The sequence below is a fragment of the Labrys sp. Lb11 genome (assembly GCF_057554225.1).
Window position 1 is genome coordinate 28,809 of sequence record NZ_BAAJOT010000004.1, and the last position, 21,661, is coordinate 50,469.

Sequence of the window (21,661 nt, forward strand, 5' to 3'; positions counted from 1 at the left end):
ATGCACATTGTGGCGGCACGTTGCCGCCACCGTCAAGCGGCGTCGCGAAAAAAGCCGCGTAGCGCGGCAGGAGGCGGGCGTGAAGGAACGGCGCGGGTTCCGGCAATCGGCGTTCACGCTGGCGGACGTCGCTCGAGAAGCCGGGGTCAGCGAGATCACGGTGTCGCGCGTCATCCGCGCCAAGGGTGCCATCGCCGAGGAGACGCGCCGGCGCGTCGAGGCGGCCATCCGCAAGGTCGGCTACGTGCCCAACCGTATCGCCGGCTCCCTCGCCTCGGCCGGCTCGGACCTGATCGGCGTCGTCATCCCCTCGCTCGGCAACATCGTCTTTCCCGACGTGCTGCGCGGGCTGCACGACGCCGTCGCCGCACGCGACCTGCGCGCCGTGGTCAGCGTCACCGATTATCGCCAGGACGCCGAGCGCGACCTCGTCCGCTCGCTCCTGGCCTGGCGGCCGGCGGCGCTGGTGGTGACCGGCTGCGAGCACGAGCCGGAGACGCGCGACATGCTCGGCCATGCCGGGCTCACGGTGGTGGAGCTGATGGACGTCGACGGCGCCCCCATCGACATTGCCGTGGGCATGTCGCATGCGAGCGCCGGCCGCGACACCGCCGCCTTCCTGCTGGCACGGGGCTATCGGCGTTTCGGCTATGTCGGCCACGACCTGACGCGCGACCTGCGTGCCGGCAAGCGCCGCGACAGCTTCGTCGCCGCGATCCGCGCCGCCGGGGCGAGCCTCGCCGGCGAGACGATCGTGTCCGGCCCCTCCTCCGTCCCGGCCGGCCGCAAGGCGCTGGCCGAGCTGCTCGCCGCCCACGGCGACGTCGACGCGGTCTATTTTTCCAATGACGACATGGCGATCGGCGGCGTGTTCCATTGCCTGGCCGAGGGCATCGCCCTGCCCGGCCGGCTCGCCATCGCCGGCTTCAACGGCCTCGACATGGGCCAGGCCCTGCCGCAGCCCCTCACCACCGTTAAGACCCGGCGCTTCGAGATCGGTTTTCGCGCCGGCACGGCGCTGATCGACCGGCTGGAGGGCCGCGAGGTGCCGGCCTCCACCGATGTCGGCTTCGAGCTCCTGCCCGGCGCCACCGCCTGACCCACCACAAGGACGCGTCACCCCATGCTGCTTGGATGCATCGCCGACGACCTCACCGGCGCCACCGACCTCTCGCTGATGCTCGCGCGCGAGGGCCTCGCCACGGTGCAGACTACCGGCCTGCCGCAGGACGGGCTCGACCTCGCCGGGGTCGACGCGGTGGTCGTCGCGCTGAAGTCGCGCACCATCCCCGCCGCCGACGCGGTGGCCCGGTCCCTGGCGGCGGCCGACTGGCTCCTCGCCGCCGGCGCCAGGCGCCTGTTCTTCAAATATTGCTCGACCTTCGATTCCACCGACGAGGGCAATATCGGCCCGGTCGCGGCCGCCCTGCTGGCGCGCCTGAAGGCGGACTTCACCATCGCCTGCCCGGCCTTTCCCGCGGCCGGACGCTCGATCTACCAGGGCCAGCTCTTCGTCAACGGCGTGCCGCTGGCCGAGAGCAGCATGCGCGACCATCCGCTGACGCCGATGCGCGATTCCGACCTGCGCCGGGTGCTGCAGCGCCAGACCACGCTCGAGGTCGGCCATGTCGCCCATGCCGACGTCGAGGCCGGCCCCGAGGCCATCGCCGCCGCCTTCGCCCGCGAGCGGGCGGCCGGACGCGCCATCGCCATCGTCGACGCGCTCACCGACGCCCATCTCCGCGCCATCGGCCGCGCCGCCGCCGGTCTCGCTTTGGTGACCGGCGGGTCCGGCGTCGCCATCGGCCTGCCGGCCGCCTGGCGCGACGCCGGCCTGATCCAGGCCCTGACGCCGCCGCCCGCCGCCATCGCGGCCCCGCCCGGCCGCGCCGCCATCCTGGCCGGCTCCTGCTCGGCGGCGACGCGCGGCCAGGTCGCCGCTGCCGTCGAGGCCGGCGTCCCGGCCCTGCGCATCGATCCGCTCGCCATCGCCGAGGGCAGGCTCACCCCGCCGGCGGTGATCGACTGGCTCGCCGCCCAGGCTCCCGGCTCGACGCCGCTGGTCTATTCCAGCGACACGCCGGAAAGCGTGCGTGCCGTGCAGGAGCGGCTCGGCCGCGACGCGGCCGGCCATCTCGTCGAGACCCTCATCGCCGCCGTCGCCGCCGCCCTGCCGGAGCGCGGCTTCAGCCGCCTCATCGTCGCCGGCGGCGAGACCTCGGGCGCCGTGGTCGCCGCGCTCGGCGTCAAGGCCCTGTCGATCGGGCCGGAGATCGACCCCGGCGTGCCCTGGACGCTGAGCCGCTCGGGCCCCGCCGTCGCCCTCGCCCTGAAATCGGGCAATTTCGGCACGCCTGACTTCTTCCTCAAGGCCTGGAGATCGCTGCGGTGACCCCCGAATCCACTCTGCGCGAGCGCATCTGCGCCTGTGGCGCCTCGCTGTTCCGCCGCGGCCTGACCTTCGGCTCGACCGGCAACATCTCGGTCGGCCTGCCGGGCGGCGGCTGGCTGATGACGCCGACCAACGCCTCGCTCGGCGAGCTCGACCCGGCGCGCCTGTCGAAGATCGACGCCGGGGGCCGGCATGTCGGCGGCGACAAGCCGACCAAGGAGGCCTTCCTGCACCGGGTGATGTACCGGCAGCGCCCGAGCTGCGAGGCGGTGGTGCACCTGCACTCCACCCATTCGGTGGCGGTGTCCTGCCTGCACGGCATCGACGCGCATGACTGCCTGCCGCCGATCACCGCCTATTATGTCATGCGCGTCGGCCGCCTGCCGCTGGTGCCTTATCATCCGCCCGGCGACGAGACCCTCGCCACGGCGGTGGAGGCGCTCGCCGGCAGGCACCACGCCGTGCTGCTCGCCAACCACGGCCCGGTCGTCGCCGGCACCAGCCTGGAGGCGGCGATGTCCGCCACCGAGGAGCTGGAGGAGACGGCCAAGCTGTTCCTGCTGCTGCGCGGCTCGCCGGTCCGGACGCTGACGGACGAGCAGGTGGCGGAGCTGCGGCGGCGGTTTCCGGCAGGGTGAGGCGCTGCCCCGAAAGGCTCACCGCAGGCGGCCGATCGGAATGATCTCGGGCGCGGTCGGGGCATAGGGCGCGCCCGACCAGTCTCCCAGCCAGGACTCGACGACGAGGCCGGCGTCATCGATCATCGCGGCGAGACGATCCTGCGCGGGAAAGGCGATCCGCGAGTGCGCGGAATGGCGGCGGCCGCTCGAAACCACCTGGTAATGCGTGCCATAGGTCACCACGCCCGTGGCGGGATCCTGCGAGACGTCGTTCCAGGCCAGGACCTGCCCGAGGACGGGATGGTCGATGGACCGGCGCGTCTCGGCTTCCGTCCACTCCGTCCATTCCCGGGCGGCCGGGTTGCGGGTGTCGAAGACGAAGCGCCCCCGCGGCGCCAGATGGGCCGCGATCGTCCGGAGCACCGCGCCCTGCGCCTCCTCGTCGAGGAACACCTGGAACGCATGGCCGGTCAGGACCACGAGGTCGAATGTCCGGCCGAGGCGGACGGTCCTGGCGTCGCCCTCGACCCAGTCGACGCGCTCGCCGCCCGGACGGTCGCGGGCGATGTCGAGCATGGCGGCCGCCGGATCGACCCCGGTCACCGCCCGACCGCCCTCCTGCGCCAGGGTCGCAGCGAACAAGCCGCTGCCGCACCCCAGATCCAGGACCGACGAACGGCCGGCCGCCAGGGCCCGGCAGGCGTCGAGATCAGCTCTCGAGCCGTTGTCGATGTCGTAGAACTGGGCCATGTCCGGGCTATGATAGAGGGCGTCGATGTCCATGGCGCGATTCCGGCAGGAGTGTGCGGTCGTTTTCCACGACGGGGACCGCGGACGCGACGGCCACGCGACTGCCAGTGCTCGACAGGGAGATCGCGCCGGCCGGCCCTGGATCGAGATCCCCGCGGCCGACGCGGCCTTGCGAGAGTTGGGTGCCATGACGGAAGGCGAGCTGATCCTGCGAACCGCCAGGCCGGCCACGCGCAAAACCCTTGCCGGCCAGTTGCAGGGCGGCGGGTTGAAGCGCGGCGCGGCGGTGATCGTCCACACGTCGCTGAGCGCGCTCGGCTGGATCGCCGGAGGGCCTGTCGCGGTCATCCAGGCACTGTCCGACTGTGTCGGGCCGGAGGGCACCCTGGTCATGCCCGCGCATACGGCCCAGCTGACCGATCCGGCCGGCTGGCGCGCGCCGGCGGTGCCCGACGACTGGATCGAAACGCTGCGCGAGGAGATGCCGGCCTATGATCCGGCCACCACCCCGACGCGTGACATGGGCGCGGTGGCCGAGCTCTTCCGGACCTGGCCGGGCGTGAAACGCAGCCTGCATCCGACATGCTCGTTCGCCGCGCTCGGCCGGGTCGCCGACGCCGTCACGGCCGGCCACGACCTCGAAGATCCGCTCGGGGAGACCTCGCCGCTGGCGAAGCTCTACGACGAGGACGCCGACATCCTGCTCCTCGGCGTCGATTTCGACGCCTGCACCATGCTCCACCTGGCGGAACAGCGGGCATGGCCCGACCGGCCCAGAGAGCTTCAGGGCTCGCCGATCCTCGAAGGCGGCCTTCGTCGCTGGAAAACCTACAGCCAGCCGTCCGTCATCGACTCCGGCCATTTCCTGCCGGTCGGCAGGATGCTGATCGAGGACGGGCTGGCCGGGCCGTTCACCGTCGGCGCCGGGCGGGCCATGCTTGTCTCGTCGCGCGCCACCGTCGACCTCGCCGTCCGCCGCTGGAGTGCGGAGCCGCCGCCCCGGTCCTGAGCCGGGATGCAGGAAAGGCGGGATCGGCGCCGACCGGATTTGGAGACCATCATGGCCAGCGTCTTCCACTTGGAGAGCAAGACGATTCACCGGTCACATGCCGAGGTGTTCGCTCGTCTGCACGAAGACCATCTGACGATCACGATGATTCCGGACGACCCGCGCGCGACCAACTGGATCGTTCCAATGGACTTGGTTCCCCAGGATGCCCGGGTGCCGAATACGCCTCTTCGGGTCACCTGGTCCATGAGCGATGGCGTCATCGGAATCGAAAGGCGCGATCCGGAGGACCAGACCCCGATGTCATGCCCCCGCGGCGAGGATGCCTCGTGACGCGTGCCCCCCAGCCCCCGGGGAGGGTCCCGATCCGCTTTGCCGGGTCGCCCCTGCGCGCCTCCCCGCTGGGCGCTACCGGCCGCCGACCGCCCCCATCGCGCAGGCCGCTGCGAGCGCACCGATAAGGGCGACGAGAAGGGTGGACTGCATGACGTCGAGCACGGCGGACCTCGGTTCGGGGGACGGGACATGTCGGCCCGGACGTCTGGCGCATTCCAATGACCCGTTGATGACGGCCCCCCAACGCCTCTTTCGATTTGACGGAATCGCGTCAAGTCGCAAAGACGCGTCGAAACAAGGCGTTAGAGCAAAACGCGTTTCCACCAAGACGCGCCTTGCTCTAGCGCGCCTCGACCTCCGCCAGCAGCCAGCCGCGGAACGCCTTCATGGACGCGGTTTCCGCGCGCGATTTCAGCCGGGTCAGCCAATAGCTGCCGGTCCGGGCAGTGATCGCAAAGGGCTGGACGATCCGTCCCGCCGCGATCTCCTGGCGGAACATCGCGACCGGGACGAGCGCGACGCCGACGCCGCGCGCCGCGGCCTCGACCAGCGTCAGGGACGAATCGAACATCCAGCCGCGCAGGCTCGGTGGCTCGACGCCCGCCGCCCGGAACCAGAGGGACCATTCGTCGATCCGGTACGAGCGCAGCAGTTCGGCGGCGGCCAGATCCGCCGGCGTGCGCAGGCGCTCGCCCAGCGTCGGCGCGCAGACCGGCGAGAGCGGCGCATCCATCAGGTGCGCCGCCTCGGTCCCGTGCCAGGCGCCGTCGCCGAAGCGGACGAAGAAGTCCAGGCCGTCGATCAGGATGTCGGAGCGGTTGTTGTTGGTCTTCAGGCGCAGGTCGACATGCGGGTACCGCTGCTTGAACGAGGCGAGGCGCGGCAGCAGCCAGCCGATCGCGAAGGTGCCGACGACGCCGACGGTCAGGATCTCGCGAAAATTCCCCTCCTCGAACTGGCTCAGGGTGGCGCTCATCCGGCGGAAGGCGTCCGTCAGCACCGGCAGCAGCGCGTGTCCCTCGTCGGTCAGGATCAGGCCGCGCGGCAGGCGCTTGAACAGGCGCACGCCCAGGACGTCCTCGAGCGCCTTCACCTGATGGCTGATGGCCGTCTGCGTCACGCGCAGGTCGAGGCCGGCGCGCGTGAAGCTGCCATGGCGGGCGGAGGCCTCGAAGGCGCGCAGGGCGTTGAGCGGCAGCTGCGAGATGTCCATGATCGGTCCAGGCCAAGTTTTTCTCATGCCTGGACCCAGAACTGATCATTTGTCGAGGGGAGACTCGTCCGGCATAGGGGCTTGCGAGCGGCGCGCGAGCCCTTGCGGCTCCGGCGGACCGGCGCCGATCATCGCCGGATCGGCCGCCTCGCCTCCAGCCGCCCCCAGACCAGGACGATCAGCCGCCATGAGACACAGCCTGCTTCCCATCCTCGGAATGCTCGCCGCCGCCTGCCTGCTGCATGGCGCGGGCGCCCGTGCCGCCGAGGAGCGCGATCCCGGCCCGCTCGGCCGCGCCGTCGGCGCGGCGATCGAGCCGGTCATGACGGAGAACGACATCCCGGGCATGGCCGTGGCGCTGACGATCCGGGGCAGGCGCCATTTCTTCAACTACGGCGTCGCCTCGAAGGAGAGCGGCCGCAAGGTCACCGAGGACACGATCTTCGAGATCGGCTCGCTCAGCAAGACCTTCACCGCCACGCTCGCCTCCTGGGCCGAGCTGCGCGGCGCCATGTCCCTGTCCGACATGGCGAGCCGGCACCTGCCGGCCCTCGCCGGCAGCAGCTTCGACACGATCAGCCTGCTGGACCTCGGCACCTATGCGGCCGGCGGCCTGCCGCTGCAGTTCCCCGACGACGTCACCGACACCGACGGGATGATCGCCTATTACCGAGGCTGGCGCCCGGCCTACCCGCCCGGCACCCGCCGGCTCTACTCGAACCCGAGCATCGGCCTGTTCGGCTATCTCGCCGCCGCCAGCCTGGGCCAGCCCTTCGACACGCTGATGCAGCGCGAGCTCTTCCCGGCGCTCGGCCTGTCCAGCACCTATGTCAGGGTCCCGCCCGACCGGATGGGCGACTATGCCTACGGCTACTCCAAGCAGGGCAAGCCGATCCGGGTGACGCCGGGCGTGCTGGATTCGGAAGCCTATGGCGTCAAGACGAGCGCGTCCGACCTGATCCGGTTCATCGAGGCCAACATGGGGGCTGAGACGGCCGATCCGACGCTGGGCCGCGCCATCGCCGCAACCCGCGCCGGTTATTATCGGGTCGGCGACATGACGCAGGGCCTCGGCTGGGAGATGTACGCCTACCCCGTCCCCATCGAGCGATTGCTGGCGGGCAACTCCTCCCAGGCCGCCCTGCAGCCCCACGACGTCAGTCGGCTCGCTCCGCCTCTGCCGCCGCAGGACGGGATGCTGGTCAACAAGACCGGTTCCACCAACGGCTTCGGCGCCTATGCCGCCTTCGTGCCGGCCCGAGGCATCGGCATCGTGCTCCTGGCCAACCGGAACTATCCCAACCCGGCGCGGGTGAAGGCCGCCTACCGCATCCTCGCGGCCGTGGAGGACGAACTCCACGCGACGGACGCCCGCTGAGCCGCCCGGCCCGCGGCTCTCCGGCCCGAGGCACCCTGATCCAGGTCTGATAGACTACCCCGCGCGCCAGGGCCCGGCGACCGCGCTTCCCGGCGAAGCCGGAATGGCTTGCCGGCGCGAACGGATCGCAATCGGCCGACAGGACTTCAGGCCCGAACGGATGAACGCCATGGTGGACGAGACGCCCGGGACTTCGGGGAAGGCGAAAGGGAAGGCCGCCGCCAGGCCGCGCAAGAGCACACCGCAACCGCAGTCCGGCGAGGTCGTCCTGCTGTCGGGCGGCAACCCGCAGATCGCCAAGGGCTACGGCGATGCCCCGGTGCAGGCCTATATCGCGGCCATGCCGGGCTGGAAGAGCGAGGTCGGTCGGCGCCTCGACGCGCTCGTCGCGCGCGCCGTCCCGGGCGCGAGCAAGGCGGTGAAATGGAACACGCCGCTCTACGGCATCGAGGGCCAGGGCTGGTTCCTCGGCTTCAACTGCCTGACCCGATACGTCAAGGTGGCTTTCTTCCGCGGCGCGGCGCGGCGCTGCGCCCTCTCCCTCCCGAGGAGTCCAGGCACAAGGACGTACGCTACTTCCACATCCACGAGCACGACCACCTCGACGAGGCACAGCTGGCCGACTGGATCAGGCAGGCCAGCCAATTGCCCGGAGAGCGGCTGTGAGCGGCCAACGCCGGATCAGGCCCGCCCAGCCTGATGATCAGCCCGAGCCGGGCTATGGCGAACGGCTGGCGACCGAGATCGAGACAGGCATCGCCGAACTCGATGCCGGGAAGGGCATTCCTGCCGCCGAAGTCTGGACATCGCTCGGCCTCGAATGAAACTGCCCTATCGCATCCATTACCGGCTTTTGCCGGATACGGTTGAAATCACCACCATCGCCCACACCAGCCGGAAGCCGCTGCGTTTCACCTGACCCACCGGACCGGCCGCTTGATCCCCATGGCAAAATCGACCCGAGAATGCATGGACCACCCATCGAAGACGACCTGGCGGTCGAGCGCCCACGCAGCCCGCTGCGCCCTTCCCCCTTGCCAGCGCCCGCCCCGATCTGGTCAAACGGGTTCCCACCGTCGGACTCCTCGCTCATGCAATATCGTCCCCTCGGCCGCACCGGCCAGCTCGTCTCCGTCATCTGCCTGGGCACCATGACCTGGGGCGACCAGAACACCGCCGAGGAGGGCTTTGCCCAGATGGACTACGCCCTCGACCGGGGCGTGACCTTCTTCGACACCGCCGAGCTCTACTCCGTCCCGCCCAAGGCCGAGACCACCGGCTCGACCGAGCGGATCATCGGCGACTGGTTCGCCTCGCGCCGCAGCCGCGACCAGGTCATCCTCGCCACCAAGGTCGTCGGCCGCTCGGCCATGACCTGGTTCCGCGACAGCGGCGCCGAGACCCGGCTCGACCGGGCGCAGATGACCGAGGCGCTCGACAAGAGCCTGAAGCGGCTGCGCACCGATTACATCGACCTCTACCAGCTGCATTTCCCCGAGCGGCCGATCCAGTGGGGCTCGAACCCCACCGCCTTCCGGCCCTCGCCGCACGAGGAGACCACCAGCATCGCCGAGCAGCTCGAGGTGCTCGACGGCTTCGTCAAGGCCGGCAAGGTGCGCTGGATCGGGCTTTCCAACGAAAGCGCCTGGGGGGCCATGACCTTCCTGAAGGAGAGCGAGATGCGCGGCCTGGCACGCGCACAGTCGATCCAGAACGCCTATTCGCTGGTCAACCGCACCTTCGAGACCGGCCTCGCCGAGATCGCCATGCGCGAGGATCTCGGCCTGCTCGCCTATTCGGCCCTCGGCCAGGGCTATCTCACCGGCAAGTACCAGGGCGGCAAGCTGCCGCCGGGCTCGCGCAAGGCGCTGTACGATCGCCTGCAGCGCTACGAGAAGCCGGGCACGGCCGAGGCCATCGACTGCTATCTCGCCCTGGCGGCCGAGGTCGGGCTCGCCCCGGCGCAGATGGCGCTGGCCTTCGCCAACACCCGGCCGTTCCTGACCTCGACCATCATCGGCGCCTCGACCATGGCGCAGCTCAAGACCGCCATCGATTCCATCCACGTCGCCATGCCGGAGGATCTGGAGGCACGGATCGACGCGATCCATCAGCTGCACATGAACCCGGCGCCCTGAGAGCCCGCCATGCCGCGCCTGTTCACCGCCCTCGAAGTGCCCGCCGGCGTCGGCCGGATGCTGGCGCTGCTGCGCGGCGGCCTGCCGGGCGCGCACTGGATCGAGGCGGAAAGCTACCACATCACGCTCTCCTTCATCGGCGACATCGACGACGCCATGGCTCGCGACGTCGCCGAGCTGCTGCGCGGCGTGCAGCGGCCGGCCTTCGAGGTGACGCTGGACGGGCTCGATGCCTTCGGCGGCGCCAGGCCCAAGGCGGTCTATGCCCGTGTCGTGCCGGCCCCGGCGCTGATGGAGCTGCAGGCGGCGCAGGAACGGCTGCTGCGCCGGCTCGGCGCGATGGCCGAGAACCGCAGCTACGTCCCGCATGTCACCCTCGCGCGGCTGCGCGGCCAGGCGACGGCGCGCCGCACCGCCGACTGGCTGGCCCTGCGCGGCGGCGGCCGGCACAGCTTCCCCGTCTCGCGCTTCGTGCTGATGTCCTCGCGTGATTCCGTCGGCGGCGGCCCCTATATCGTGGAGGAAGCCTACGAGCTCCAGGAGAGGGAATGAGCGACCCCGACGAATCCAGGCGGATCCTCGAGCGTGTCGACCGCGAGAGCGGCGACGTGCTCGGCTCGACCCTGCGGCGCGCCGCCGATCATTTCGCCGCCAAGGAGGCGGATCCGGGCGACCGGATCGAGGTCTGGGGCCGGCGCATCGGCCGGGCCCTGTCGCTGATCGCCGTGGTGGTGCTGGCGGTCATGCTCGTGCGGCAATTGGGGGCGCGATGACCGACCTCGCCGCCCTCACCGCCCCGAGCCTGGCCGATTTCGAGCGCCTCGCCGACGACGCCTTCGCCCGCCTGCCCGACGCGTTCCGGCGCCTTTGCGCCGGCGTCGTCATCCGCGTCGAGGATTTTCCCACCGACGACGTGCTGGACGAGCTCGGCATCGAGGACGAGTTCGGCCTGCTCGGCCTGTTCCAGGGCATCGGCCTGGCGCAGGCGAGCGCCATCGGCCACACCGGCCAGATGCCGAACATGGTCTTCCTCTACCGCCGCCCGATGCTCGACTACTGGGCCGAGCACGAGGAGACGCTCGGCCATCTCGTCACGCATGTGCTGGTGCACGAGATCGGCCATCATTTCGGCCTGTCCGATGCGGACATGGAGGCGATCGAGGCCGCCGCCGGGCCGGACGACCCATGAGGGCGCTGCGGCTCCTTTTCACGGTCTGGAATCGCTTCTCCGAGGACGACGGCTGGCCGATGGCCAGCCACATGGCGATGTCGGCGCTGATGGCGCTGTTTCCGTTCCTGATCTTCGTCACGGCCCTGGCCGGCCTGATAACCACGCCCGGCCTGCAGACGGAGATCGTACAGCTGCTGTTCGAGACCTGGCCGAAGGTGGTGGCCGGGCCGATCGCCGACGAGGTGGCCAAGGTGCTGGGCAATTCGCGCCCCGGCCTGCTGACGCTGGGCGCCATCCTCTCCTTCCTGCTCGCCACCAACGGCGTCGAGGCGATGCGCGTCGGCGTCAACCGCGCCTATCGCGTGCGCGAGCTGCGCCCGTTCTGGCTGCTGCGGCTGCAGGGCCTGCTCTTCGTCGTCATCGGCGCCCTGGCGCTGATGGTGCTGGCCGCCTTCGTGCTGTTCTGGCCGGTGCTCTGGGACACGGCGGTCGCCTGGCTGCCGCCGCTCGGTGACTTCGCCGTCACGGTGACGGCGCTGCGCTATGCCGCCGCCTTCCTCGTGCTCGGCAGCGCCATCCTGCTGGTCCACCTCTTCCTCGCCGCCGGCCGGCGCAGCCTCAAGGACGTCTGGCCCGGCGCCGCCCTCACCTTCGTGCTATGGCTTGGGGGCGGCGGCATCTTCGGCGTCTATCTCGGCGAGTTCGCCAATTATTCGCGCACCTATGCCGGCCTCGCCGGCGTGGTGGCGGCGTTGTTCTTCCTCTGGCTGGTCTCGGTGGTGTTCCTGTTCGGCGCCGAGCTCAACGCCGTGCTGATCGAACAGCGCGACACCGACAGCGATATCTGAGACGGGAGCCTACGCCGCCTTCCAGCGGTCGGCGTAGCGCCCGCGCAACCGGATGAACCAGTCCGGCTGGGCCGGCCACCACCACAGCCTGGTCAGGGCGTCGCCGGGATAGGCGGCCTTGTAGAAGTCGCGGACCTTGGGGTCGAGCCGGTCGACGGCGCCGCGGCCCGTCGGGTTGGCGCTGAAGGCGGAGGCGGCAAGGGCCGAGCCCTCGGGCGAGGCGATGTAGCGGACGAACGCATAGGCCTGCTCGGCATTCACCGCATTCTTCATCAGGAAATAGCCCTGCAGCCAGGCGAAGGCGCCCTCCTTCGGCGCGACGAAACCGACGGCGAGCCCATCCTTGCCGAGATTGAAGGCGGTGGAGTCCCAGGTCTGCCCCAGCGTGCAGCCATTGCTGCGGAAGGCGGCCTGGGCGTCGTTCTCGCCGTTCCAGAACTGCGCCACATTGGCCTTGTGCTTGATGGCCTCGGCCAGGATCAGGTCCCAGATCGACGTCATCGCCGCCTCGTCGCGATAGCTGTCGAGGAAGGGGCGCAGCAGCCTGCCCTGCGCCTCCATCACCCGGCCGAGCGCGGCGAGGCCGGAATGGGCTCGCACGGTCACCTTGCCCTCGAAGCGCGGGTCGAACAGGTCGGCAAGGCTCGCCTTGCCGTATTCGGTGGGGGCATCGACGGTGGAATAGGTCAGCGCCTCGGTGCCCCAGACGCTGGGCACGAAATAACGCCTGCCGTTGACCTTGGCCGCCGCTCCGGCGGCGCCGCTGACGAAGGCCGGTTCGTAGCTGTCGAGCGCCAGCTTCGCCTCGTCCCAGGGCTGGACGATGCCGCTGGACACCCAGCCGGGCACGCGGTCGACGGTCGGCTCGGCAAGGTCGACGGCGCCGGTCTGCTGCGCCAGCTTGCACTGGGCGAACATCGAATCCTGGTCCGGCTGCTCCAGGAAGTTCACCTTGATGCCGGTGGACGCGCTGAAGCCGTCGAACAGCGCCTTGAGGTCGTAGCCCGACCAGCCCATGAAGTTCACCTCGCCCGACGAGGCGAGGCCCTTCGAGGCGATCACCGGCGCGGCGAGGAGGCCGAGCCCGGCCGCCGCGCCGGCCCGCAGCAGCGACCTTCGGCTGGGGCCGCTGCGGACGGGTTCGGCCAACGGGACGGCCGGGCTCCCCGCAGGCGCCGCTCTCACATCCTTGGCCGACATTCATGCCACCGTTTCACGCGTCCGGACATGAGCATCGTCTATTGCAGTTCGGCGTGAAACGGGAGTGAAAGTTCAAGCGTCGGCGGCGCGGCATCGCCCGCTCACGGCATGCGTGCCGAGGGGCCGATGCCCGGCCCCTCGGACGGGCCTTGTCACGCCCCGGAGAGCTTCGCCTTCGCCAGGGGCAGGGAGCGGATCCGCCGGCCGGTCAGCGCGGCGACGGCGTTGACCACGGCCGGCAGCACGCCGGGCAGGCCCGGCTCGCCGACACCGCCCATCGGCGCGCCGCTCTCGACGATGCGGACATGGACCTGCGGCATGTGCTCGCGGCGCAGGATCGGATAGTCGTCGTAGTTCCGCGCCCGGCGCTTGCCGGCCTCGTACACCACCTGCTCGAACAGGGTGGCGGAGAGGCCGAGCGCCGCCGCGGATTCGACCTGGGCCGCGACGATCGCCGGATTGACCACGCTGCCGGGGTCGATGGCGACCCAAAGATCATGCACCCGCGTCTCGCCGCCGTCGAGCGAGACCTCGGCGATCGTCGCCACCTCCGATCCGAACGGCGAGGCCATGGCGACGCCGCGGGCGCGCATCGCGCCGCCTTCGCCGGCATAGGGCCCGCGCTTCCAGCCGCCTGAGAGCTCGGCCACGGCCTCCAGCAGGGCCTTGTGCCGGGGCTTGTCCTGCAGCAGCGCCAGGCGCAGCTCATAGGGGTCCTTGCCGCTCGCATCGGCGATCTCGTCGAGGAAGCCCTCGTAGAAGAAATCGTTCATGGAGTGCCCGACCGAGCGCCAGAAGGCGATGGTGACGGGATGAGGCACCTTCACGAACGCCATCGTCCGGTTCGCGATCGCATAGGGCTTCTGGACGATGCCCTCGACGGCGGAGCTGTCCACGGGCTCCTTGAACAGCGCGCCGAACCAGCGGCCGGTCGGCCCCTCGCCGACGGTGCGCACCTCGATCGCCGTCGGCAGCCCGGACGCGTCGAGGGCGGCGCGGAAACGGCTGAAGCTCAGCGGACGCAACGCATCGTTGCCGAACTCCTCCTCGCGCGACCACAGCACCTTGACCGGGCGCCCCGTGGCCTTGGCCAGCAGGATCGCCTGGGGGAACGGGTTGGACGGGCCGTACATGAAGTGGCGGCCGAAGAAGCCGCCGAGCATCGGCGAATGGATGCGGACCTGTGCCGGCGACAGGCCGGCGGTCTCGGCCGCCACCGCCTGGAACAGCTCCGGCATCTGGTTGGGCACCCAGAGGTCGAGCGTGCCGTCGGCGTCGAAGCGGGCCAGCGCCGAGGGCGGCTCGAGCTGCGCATGCGCCAGGTAGGGCGCGTCGTACTCGGCCTCGACGATCTTCGCCGCCTTGGCGAAGGCCGCCGCGGCATCGCCCGCCGTCTCCGACGGCACGCCGGCCTCGGTGGAGCCCTTGAGGGCCGCCAGCATGCTCTCGGAGGAGAAGGCCGCCGACACCGTGGCGATGCCGTCGGCGGCCGGAGCCGACCAACGCGCCTTGAGCGCCTCCACCGCCTTGCGGGCCCGCCACCAGCTGTCCGCCGTCACGGCGACCGCGCCGGGCAGGCTGTGGACGGCATGCACGCCCGGCATGGCCTTGACCTCGGCCTCGTTGTCGAAGCCCTGCGGCTGCGTGCCGAAATAGTCGGCGTGCCGGACGGCGGCGTAGAGCATGCCGTCGACCTTGGTGTCGATCGAATAGGTTGCCCGCCCGGTCGACTTGGCGCGGGCGTCGAGGCGCGCGAACGGCTTGCCGATGTAGCGGAACGTCGCCGGATCGCGCAGCGCCACGCCCTCGCGGGGCGACAGGGCCAGCGCCGCGGCGGCGAGCTCGCCATAGCCGAGCGAGCGGCCCGACGCGGCATGGACGACGCGGCCGTCCTGCGTCGCGAGCGTCGCCTCCGGCACGCCGAGCTTCGCCGCCGCGGCGCGGATCAGCATGTCCCGCGCCGTGGCGCCGAGCCGGCGCATCAGGGCGAAGCTGGAGCGGGTCGACAGGCTGCCGCCGGTCAGCCGCAGGCCGTTGACCACGAGATAGTCGGGGCCGGGCGGCGCACACTCGACCTCGAAGCGCGCGGGATCGACGTCGAGCTCCTCGCCGACGGTCTGCGCCAGGCCGGTGTTGACGCCCTGCCCGCCCTCGATGAAGGGGCTGAGCAGCTTCACCGTGCCATCGGCGCGGATTTCGAGAAAGGCCGCCACCCGCGTCCCGGGCTTGGGCGCGGCGGCGGCCTCCTGCGCCGCCGCATCCGTGCGCGGGACGGCGACGCCGAGCACCAGGGCGCCGGCGGCGACGCCGAGAAAGCCGCGGCGCGAGAGATTGGCGACACCCCCGCCAGGAAGCAGCGGCGCGGCGTCGGCGAGGGCGATCGGGGACAGGTCGTTCATCGCGCCCTCCCTCAGGCCGAGGCCTGCCGCACGGCGGCGGCGATCCGGTTGTAGGTGCCGCATCGACACAGATTGGTCATGGCATCGCGGATGTCGGCATCGCTCGGCTTCGGCGTCGCCTTCAGCAGGGAGGTCGCGGCCATCACCTGGCCGGACTGGCAATAGCCGCATTGCGGCACCTGCGCCGACACCCAGGCCTCCACCACCTTGCGCCCGATGCTGTCCTGCTCGATCGCCTCGATCGTCGTGACCCTGGCCTCGCCGACGCTGTCGACCGTCGTCTGGCAGGACCGGATCGCCTGGTCGTCGACCAGCACCGTGCAGGCGCCGCATTGGGCGATGCCGCAGCCATATTTGGTGCCGGTCAGCCCGAGCGTGTCGCGCAGCACCCAGAGCAGGGGCGTGTCGGCCTCGACGTCGACCTGTCGTTTCTGTCCGTTGACGGTGAGTTCAAACATGGCGGCGCTCCGGTCGCTTCGGCGCCGGCGCGCGGCACGGCGGCGGGCGCGCCCGGCGGACACTGTTGACGCCATCCAGACTAGAGAGGAAGCTCGGCGTCTCACATGTCATATATCCAACGTTTCGGGACATCATGCGACGCGTCGGCGTGCTCCTCTATCCTGGGTTCCAGGCGCTCGACCTGGCAGCCGCCACGCCCTTCGAGCTCGCCAGCGGCATGGCCGCGGAACCGGCCTATCGCCTCGAAACCCTGTCCGAGACCGGCGGCGTGATCGTCAGTTCCGGCGGCATCCGCTTCGACACCGACCGCTTCGGCGATCCGGCCTTCGACACGATCCTCCTGCCCGGCGCCCTGACGATTCAGACCGCTCCGGCGGGGTTCCTCGGCTTCCTGCGGGCGGCCAGCGCCGCGTCGCGCCGCACGGCGAGCATCTGCACCGGCGCCTTCCTCCTGGCCGAGGCCGGCCTCCTCGACGGCCGCCGCGCCACCACGCACTGGGCCCATGCCCGCGAGCTGAAGCGGCGCTTTCCGGCAATCCGGCTGGAGGAGGACCGCATCTTCATCGCCGACGGTCCGATCTGGACCTCGGCCGGGATGACGGCCTGCATCGATCTCGCCCTGGCTCTGGTCGAAGCCGATCTCGGGCCGGAGACGGTGCGGACGATCGCCCGGAAGATGGTGGTCTATCATCGCCGCACGGGCCGGCAGTCGCAGTTCTCGGCCCTGCTCGAGCTCGAGCCGAAGTCCGACCGCATCCAGGACGCCCTCGCCTTCGCCAAGGGCAACCTCAAGGCCGACCTCTCCGTCGAGCGGCTCGCCGACATCGCCCGCCTGAGCCCGCGCCAGTTCAGCCGCGCCTTCCGGACCGAGACCGGCCGGTCGCCGGCCAAGGCGGTGGAGAACCTGCGGGTCGAGGCCGCCCGCGCCCTGATCGAGGCCGGGCGCCTGCCCAACGACGTCATCGCCCGCGAGACCGGCTTCGGCGACCGGGAGCGCATGCGGCGCGCCTTCCTGCGCGCCTTCGGCCAGCCGCCGCAGGCGGTGAAGCGCACGGCCTGGCTCTCCGAAGCCGGCTGAGCCGGGCATGGACCGGGACCGGCCGGAGCCGTATCCCCCGGAGGCGGATGCGCCGCGCCCGTGCTAAAGCGTTTTGCGATTTGACGGAATCGCGTCAAGTCGCAAAGACGCGTCGAAACAAGGAGTTGGAGCAACGCGCAGCAAGAGGGGCAAAACCCCGGGCACACACTCAAGGCATCGGGTCACACCGAAAATTGTGCCGTTGAAAGCACAGAGTTTTTTGGCCGTACTGCCTTCTCAATACCCGTTTCGCCGACACCAGCCCGGGGTTTTGCCCCTCTTACAACGCGCGTTTCCACCAAAACGCGCTTTGCTCTAGGGCTACGCAGCCCCGCACGCCGGACGAAGGACAGCCTCATGACCGCTCTGCTTCCCGCGGAACTCGCCTGGTACGCCACCGGCCGCTTCTACCGCGCCGAGGACGGCGCGTTGGCCGACTACGGCTATTTCCTGCACCTGCCCTTCGCCGGCGTGCCGCTGTTCGACGGCGACCCGGCCGAGACGTCCGCCCATTTCACCTTCGCCGCCAAGCCCTTCAAGGCGCAGGCCGTCGCCAACGGCGCGCTGTCGCTCGGGCTCGACCCGGTCGGCGAGTTCTCGTTGTACCTGCAGCGCCGGCCGGCGGCGAGCTTCGACGACCCGGCTTCCTTTGCCCGCGGCGAACGCATCGCCACCTTCCGCCGCACCGGCCTGGCGGTGGGCACGACGGTCGCCGCCACCCTCGGCGGAACGACGGCGGCGCTGGTCGGCGCCAACGTGTTCTCCGCACGCCTGGTCGCCAGCAGCCCGTTCGAGTTCGGCGGCGGCCGCCACGATCTCGCGCATTGTCTCGGCCGCGGCATCACCCAGTTCGGCACCGCCGCGGCCACGCCGGTGATGCCGGCGCCGGCCGGCTACGATCTGGTGCTGCCCTTCACGGGATCGGCCATCGCGCTGGGCGGGGCGGGGTAGGACGTCGAGGCGTCGGTCGGCATGTCATGGGCTCACTCCGGTGGCAGCACCTTGCCCGGGTTGAGGATGCCGTGCGGGTCGAGCGCCGCCTTCAGCGTCCGCATCATGGCGAGCTTGCCGGGGTCGGAATGGCGCGCCATGGCGTCGAGCTTGTCGAGGCCGACGCCGTGCTCGGCCGAGAAGGCGCCGCCGGCCTCGCGCACGCCGTCATAGATCGCCGCCTCGATCCCCTGGTGCGGGACGACGGGCGGGCTCTCGCGCCGCGCCACCATCATGTGCAGGTTGCCGTCCGCAAGGTGGCCGATGGCGTGCAGCTCCAGCGCCGGGTCGACCGCGGCGAGGCGCCGGCCGGCATCGGCGACATAGGCGTCGACATGGGCAGCCGGCACGGAGACGTCGTACCACAGCTCCAGCCCGTAGCCGCGCCCCAGCCGGTCGGACTCCTCGCGCACCGACCAGATCGCGTCGCGCTGCTTCAGCGTCGCGGCGACGACGCCGTCGATGATGCCGGCGCTCTCCCACACTGCGGCGAGGCCCTCCTCCAGCGCCTCGCGCGCCTCGGCCTCCGTGCCGCCGGCGATTTCGACGATCAGGTGCAGCGGCGCCCCCAGCGTCAGCGCCTCGGGGTCGAGCCCGAGCGCCTTCGCGGTGCCGACGGCATAGCCGCCGGTCATCATCTCGGCCGCCAGCAGCGTCACGCCGCCGCCGGCCGGGAGGAAATGCCGGACCACGGCGAGCGCCGAAGCGGCATCGGGCACGCCGACCAGCGCCGTGGCTCGCGGCCCGGGCAGGGGCTCCAGCCGGATCACGGCGCGGGTGACGACGCCGAGCGTCCCTTCCGAACCGACGAAGAGGTGCTTCACGTCGTAGCCGCTGGAGGTCTTCAGCACCTGCGTCATGTCGGAGACGACGGTGCCGTCCGCCAGCACCGCCTCGAGACCGAGCACGCGATGGCGCATCACGCCGTGGCGGAAGGCGCGGATGCCGCCGGCGCAAGTGGCGATCATGCCGCCGATCGTCGCCGAGCCGCGCGCCGGCGTGTCGATGGCGGGGTCGAGGCCGTGCCCGGCTGCCGCCTGCTGCAGCCGCTCCAGCGTCACGCCGGCGCCGACGACGGCCGTGCGCCCGACCGGATCGACCGCCTCGATCGCCGCCATGCGCCCGAGCGACAGCACCACCTCGCCCGGCCGCGACACGCCGCCGCCGACCAGGCCGGTGCGCCCGCCCTGGGGCACCACGCCGATGCGGCGCGCCTGGCAGAACGCGAGCAGGCGGGAGACATCCTGCGTGGTCGCGGGCGAGACGACGAGGCCGGCGTCGAGGTTGTGCTTGTGCCAGCCGAGGTCGAGCAGCGCCGCCGCTTCGCCGGAGCGCACCGCCTCCGGGCCGAGCAGGGCCGCGAGCTCGGACGCGAGATCCGCGCTCATGCGCGGGCCTCGGAACGCGCGAGATGCCGGGCCAGGAATTCGCCGCCGAGGCGCAGCCCGTCGCCGTCGATGCCGTGGCCGACGCCGTGGCTGAGGTGGAACTCGACGGGCACGTCCAGCGCCGCCAGGCCCTGCGCCGAGAACATCAGCGCCTCGACCGGGATCACCTGGTCCTGGTCGCCATGCGCCAGGAACACCGGCGGGCGGGCCGTCACCTCGGCCCGCATCGCCGCCGGCGCCTGCCCGTCCGGCACTGTCAGCAGGCCGGAATAGCCGACGATCGCCGCCGGCTGCGCCCGCCGCAGGCCGGCGTGGAGCGCCATCATCGTGCCCTGGCTGAACCCGACCAGTGCCAGGGCCGAGGCCGGCAGCGCCAGACGCTCCAGCTCCGCGTCGAGGAAGGCGTTCAGCACCGGCGCCGCCTGCTGCACGCCCCGCCAGCGCTCATGCGGATCGCGGAAGGTCAGGGCGAACCATTGCCGGCCGTAGGGCGCGCCGCCGCAGGGCTCGGGCGCGTGCGGCGAGACGAAGGCCGCATCCGGCAGCAGGGCCTGCCATTGCCGGCCGATGTCGATCAGGTCGTTGCCGTCGGCGCCGTAGCCGTGCAGGAACACCACCAGGCTTCTGGCGGCGCCGGAGCGCGGGGCGATGCGCGGACCGTCGAGCAGCGTCATGTCATCCCTCCGGACAGGACCGGCGCGCCCTCGCGGCCCGCCTTCATCTTCGCGTAGTAGGCCCAGAGCAGCCGCGCGGCAACGCCCCGCCACGGCCGCCAGGGCTCGGCATGGGCCAGAAGCGCCGCGGCCTTCGGCCGCTCCTCCAGGCCGAGCACCTGCCGGGCCGCCTCCTGCAGGGCCAGATCCCCGGCGGCGAAGGCGTCGGCATGGCCGAGGCAGAACATCAGGTAGATGTCGGCGGTCCAGGGGCCGATGCCCGTCACCGCGGTCAGCGCCGCATGAGCCCGGTCGGCCTCGATATCCGCAAGGACGTCGAGGTCGAGCCCGTCGGCGACCGCCCGGGCCAGCGCCCTCAGCGTGCGGATCTTCGGGCCCGACAGGCCCGCGGCACGGAACGCTTCGTCGCCCGCCGCCAGCATCGCCTGCGGCGCCGGCGGCCCGAACACCGAGCATGTCCGCGCCCAGATCGCCCTGGCGCTGGCCACCGACACCTGCTGCGACACCACGATCCAGGCCAGCCCCTCGAAGCCGCCGGCGCTGCGCCTGAGCGGCGGCATGCCGGTCAGGCGATGGGCGGCAGCCAGCCGCGCATCGACCGCGCACAGCGCGGCGACGCCGGCGGCGACGTCGTCGAGGGTCTCGATGATGCGGGCCATGCGCCTCCGGACGGCATTGCAAGGCCGGCGCAATCCTCGACTCCGCGGCGTGCTCGGCGGCGTCGGCCGTGGCCATGATAGCGAATTCCACGCGTGCGCCCACCGTCCGCTTCGCGCCAATTCCAATGGCCGCCGGCATCCCGCGATGCCTATCCGCGTTTCTGGCGAGCTGCAATTGAGGTAGAATATACCGTATCAGGTACCTGGGAAGCTTCGAATGGCCCTGAGCATCAAGGACAGGGAGACCGAACGGCTCGCTCGCGCCCTCGCGGAGAGGACCGGCGAGACCATCACCACGGCCACGAGGAGGGCCTTGGAGGAGCGGCTGCGGCGGGTCGGCGGCGCGTCGGGAAGGGCGGCCCTGCTGGAGGACCTCGCCGCCAGCCGTCGGCGGTGGAGCGCCCTGCCGGTGCTCGACTCCCGCAGTGCCGAGGACATCATCGAGTATGACGAAAACGGGTTGCCGCGCTGATGGTGATCGACACCTCGGCGATCGTCGCCATCGCCTTCGATGATCCGGACACCGCCGCTTTCGAGCGTCGCATCGCCGACGATCCGGTCAGGCTGATCTGCGCAGCGACCGTCCTGGAAGCCGGCATCGTGATCGAGACGCGACTGGGCGAGCCTGGTGCCGCCGAGCTGGACCTCTGGCTGCACAAGGCCGGCGTCGAGATCGTCCCTGTCGACGCCGCTCAATCGGATCTGGCGCGACGGGCCTGGCGGCGGTTCGGCAGGGGGCGTCACCCCGCCGGCCTCAACTATGGCGACTGCTTCTCCTACGCGCTCGCCGCGACGATGCAGGAGCCGCTGCTGTTCGAGGGCAACGACTTTTCCCGAACCGACGTCAAGGCGGCCTGACCAACGGCAGGGTCCTCCTCGCCCCGTCGGAATGCCCGCGCGATCCTTGACTACACGGCGAAACCCGGGCGTGTTCGGCGGCGCCGGCCGCGGCCATGATA

The 21,661-nt window shown here is 71.1% G+C and carries 24 protein-coding genes and 1 pseudogene; 17 read left to right on the top strand and 8 right to left on the bottom strand.

All coding sequences use genetic code 11. The features are described from left to right. Positions 1-79: 79 nt before the first annotated feature. From AC27L4_RS14650 to otnC, 3 genes are read left to right on the top strand one after another with little or no spacing between them, the layout of a single operon-like run. Complete coding sequence (locus AC27L4_RS14650; protein ID WP_487142970.1) at positions 80-1,099, top strand: LacI family DNA-binding transcriptional regulator; 1,020 nt, start codon at positions 80-82, stop codon at positions 1,097-1,099. A gap of 24 nt (positions 1,100-1,123) precedes the next feature. Further along, positions 1,124-2,392, top strand: coding sequence for a 3-oxo-tetronate kinase (otnK, locus tag AC27L4_RS14655; RefSeq protein ID WP_487142971.1), 1,269 nt, complete (start codon positions 1,124-1,126; stop codon positions 2,390-2,392). Continuing rightward, entirely contained in the window at positions 2,389-3,030 is a 642-nt protein-coding gene (gene otnC, locus AC27L4_RS14660; RefSeq protein WP_487142972.1) for a 3-oxo-tetronate 4-phosphate decarboxylase, read from the top strand. The genes otnK and otnC overlap by 4 nt, the downstream gene beginning before the upstream one ends. A gap of 18 nt (positions 3,031-3,048) precedes the next feature. Here otnC and AC27L4_RS14665 read toward each other — a convergent pair whose 3' ends face one another. After that, positions 3,049-3,795, bottom strand: a complete 747-nt coding sequence (locus AC27L4_RS14665) for a class I SAM-dependent methyltransferase (protein WP_487142973.1) — start codon at positions 3,793-3,795, stop codon at positions 3,049-3,051. Here AC27L4_RS14665 and AC27L4_RS14670 point away from each other — a divergent pair. Together AC27L4_RS14670 and AC27L4_RS14675 are read left to right on the top strand one after the other, a co-directional pair. Then, on the top strand, positions 3,788-4,771 hold the full coding sequence (locus AC27L4_RS14670) for an AAC(3) family N-acetyltransferase (protein WP_487142974.1): 984 nt from the start codon (positions 3,788-3,790) through the stop codon (positions 4,769-4,771). The genes AC27L4_RS14665 and AC27L4_RS14670 overlap by 8 nt on opposite strands. Before the next feature lie 51 nt (positions 4,772-4,822). Further along, entirely contained in the window at positions 4,823-5,104 is a 282-nt protein-coding gene (locus tag AC27L4_RS14675; protein ID WP_487142975.1) for a hypothetical protein, read from the top strand. Positions 5,105-5,447: 343 nt separating this feature from the next. Here the strand turns inward: AC27L4_RS14675 and AC27L4_RS14680 are convergent, their stop codons facing one another. Further along, positions 5,448-6,320 carry a LysR family transcriptional regulator gene (locus AC27L4_RS14680; protein ID WP_487142976.1) on the bottom strand — a complete coding sequence of 291 codons (873 nt, stop codon included), beginning with the start codon at positions 6,318-6,320 and terminating at the stop codon, positions 5,448-5,450. A gap of 187 nt (positions 6,321-6,507) precedes the next feature. Here AC27L4_RS14680 and ampC point away from each other — a divergent pair, with 187 nt between their 5' ends. From ampC to AC27L4_RS14720, 8 genes and pseudogenes are all read left to right on the top strand, one after another. Next, positions 6,508-7,698: a class C beta-lactamase gene (gene ampC / locus AC27L4_RS14685; protein WP_487142977.1), complete on the top strand. Its 1,191-nt coding sequence runs from the start codon at positions 6,508-6,510 to the stop codon at positions 7,696-7,698. A 169-nt stretch (positions 7,699-7,867) separates the two neighbouring features. Further along, a pseudogene (locus AC27L4_RS14690) lies at positions 7,868-8,364 on the top strand (DUF1801 domain-containing protein). Beyond that, positions 8,361-8,522 carry a hypothetical protein gene (locus AC27L4_RS14695; RefSeq protein WP_487142978.1) on the top strand — a complete coding sequence of 54 codons (162 nt, stop codon included), beginning with the start codon at positions 8,361-8,363 and terminating at the stop codon, positions 8,520-8,522. The pseudogene AC27L4_RS14690 and the gene AC27L4_RS14695 overlap by 4 nt, the downstream one beginning before the upstream one ends. A gap of 267 nt (positions 8,523-8,789) precedes the next feature. Further along, positions 8,790-9,836, top strand: coding sequence for an aldo/keto reductase (locus AC27L4_RS14700; RefSeq protein WP_487142979.1), 1,047 nt, complete (start codon positions 8,790-8,792; stop codon positions 9,834-9,836). Positions 9,837-9,845: 9 nt separating this feature from the next. Beyond that, positions 9,846-10,388 carry an RNA 2',3'-cyclic phosphodiesterase gene (gene thpR / locus AC27L4_RS14705; RefSeq protein ID WP_487142980.1) on the top strand — a complete coding sequence of 181 codons (543 nt, stop codon included), beginning with the start codon at positions 9,846-9,848 and terminating at the stop codon, positions 10,386-10,388. After that, positions 10,385-10,609, top strand: coding sequence for a hypothetical protein (locus tag AC27L4_RS14710; protein WP_487142981.1), 225 nt, complete (start codon positions 10,385-10,387; stop codon positions 10,607-10,609). The genes thpR and AC27L4_RS14710 overlap by 4 nt, the downstream gene beginning before the upstream one ends. Continuing rightward, the gene (locus AC27L4_RS14715) at positions 10,606-11,025 is read left to right on the top strand and encodes a metallopeptidase family protein (RefSeq protein WP_487142982.1); all 420 of its coding nucleotides are present in this window, start codon (positions 10,606-10,608) and stop codon (positions 11,023-11,025) included. The genes AC27L4_RS14710 and AC27L4_RS14715 overlap by 4 nt, the downstream gene beginning before the upstream one ends. Beyond that, complete coding sequence (locus AC27L4_RS14720; protein WP_487142983.1) at positions 11,022-11,855, top strand: YihY/virulence factor BrkB family protein; 834 nt, start codon at positions 11,022-11,024, stop codon at positions 11,853-11,855. The genes AC27L4_RS14715 and AC27L4_RS14720 overlap by 4 nt, the downstream gene beginning before the upstream one ends. 9 nt (positions 11,856-11,864) lie before the next feature. Here AC27L4_RS14720 and AC27L4_RS14725 read toward each other — a convergent pair whose 3' ends face one another. The 3 genes from AC27L4_RS14725 to AC27L4_RS14735 form a co-directional block, all read right to left on the bottom strand. Next, entirely contained in the window at positions 11,865-13,004 is a 1,140-nt protein-coding gene (locus AC27L4_RS14725; protein WP_487142984.1) for an extracellular solute-binding protein, read from the bottom strand. Positions 13,005-13,207: 203 nt separating this feature from the next. After that, positions 13,208-15,454 (bottom strand): xanthine dehydrogenase family protein molybdopterin-binding subunit, encoded by a 2,247-nt coding sequence (locus tag AC27L4_RS14730; protein ID WP_487142985.1) that lies wholly within the window; start codon positions 15,452-15,454, stop codon positions 13,208-13,210. An 11-nt stretch (positions 15,455-15,465) separates the two neighbouring features. Further along, positions 15,466-15,912, bottom strand: coding sequence for a (2Fe-2S)-binding protein (locus tag AC27L4_RS14735; RefSeq protein WP_487142986.1), 447 nt, complete (start codon positions 15,910-15,912; stop codon positions 15,466-15,468). 134 nt (positions 15,913-16,046) lie between these two features. Here AC27L4_RS14735 and AC27L4_RS14740 point away from each other — a divergent pair, with 134 nt between their 5' ends. Then, positions 16,047-16,991 carry a GlxA family transcriptional regulator gene (locus AC27L4_RS14740; protein WP_487142987.1) on the top strand — a complete coding sequence of 315 codons (945 nt, stop codon included), beginning with the start codon at positions 16,047-16,049 and terminating at the stop codon, positions 16,989-16,991. A gap of 357 nt (positions 16,992-17,348) precedes the next feature. After that, complete coding sequence (locus AC27L4_RS14745) at positions 17,349-17,942, top strand: hypothetical protein (protein ID WP_487142988.1); 594 nt, start codon at positions 17,349-17,351, stop codon at positions 17,940-17,942. A gap of 32 nt (positions 17,943-17,974) precedes the next feature. Here AC27L4_RS14745 and AC27L4_RS14750 read toward each other — a convergent pair whose 3' ends face one another. From AC27L4_RS14750 to AC27L4_RS14760, 3 genes are read right to left on the bottom strand one after another with little or no spacing between them, the layout of a single operon-like run. After that, entirely contained in the window at positions 17,975-19,369 is a 1,395-nt protein-coding gene (locus tag AC27L4_RS14750) for an FAD-binding oxidoreductase (RefSeq protein ID WP_487142989.1), read from the bottom strand. Then, positions 19,366-20,043, bottom strand: a complete 678-nt coding sequence (locus AC27L4_RS14755; RefSeq protein ID WP_487142990.1) for an alpha/beta hydrolase — start codon at positions 20,041-20,043, stop codon at positions 19,366-19,368. The genes AC27L4_RS14750 and AC27L4_RS14755 overlap by 4 nt, the downstream gene beginning before the upstream one ends. After that, positions 20,040-20,702 carry a DNA-3-methyladenine glycosylase family protein gene (locus AC27L4_RS14760; protein ID WP_487142991.1) on the bottom strand — a complete coding sequence of 221 codons (663 nt, stop codon included), beginning with the start codon at positions 20,700-20,702 and terminating at the stop codon, positions 20,040-20,042. The genes AC27L4_RS14755 and AC27L4_RS14760 overlap by 4 nt, the downstream gene beginning before the upstream one ends. 217 nt (positions 20,703-20,919) lie before the next feature. Here AC27L4_RS14760 and AC27L4_RS14765 point away from each other — a divergent pair, with 217 nt between their 5' ends. Both AC27L4_RS14765 and AC27L4_RS14770 read left to right on the top strand, forming a co-directional pair. Further along, on the top strand, positions 20,920-21,174 hold the full coding sequence (locus tag AC27L4_RS14765; protein ID WP_487142992.1) for a type II toxin-antitoxin system VapB family antitoxin: 255 nt from the start codon (positions 20,920-20,922) through the stop codon (positions 21,172-21,174). Then, the gene (locus tag AC27L4_RS14770) at positions 21,174-21,560 is read left to right on the top strand and encodes a type II toxin-antitoxin system VapC family toxin (protein ID WP_487142993.1); all 387 of its coding nucleotides are present in this window, start codon (positions 21,174-21,176) and stop codon (positions 21,558-21,560) included. The genes AC27L4_RS14765 and AC27L4_RS14770 overlap by 1 nt, the downstream gene beginning before the upstream one ends. The last annotated feature ends 101 nt before the right edge of the window (positions 21,561-21,661 follow it).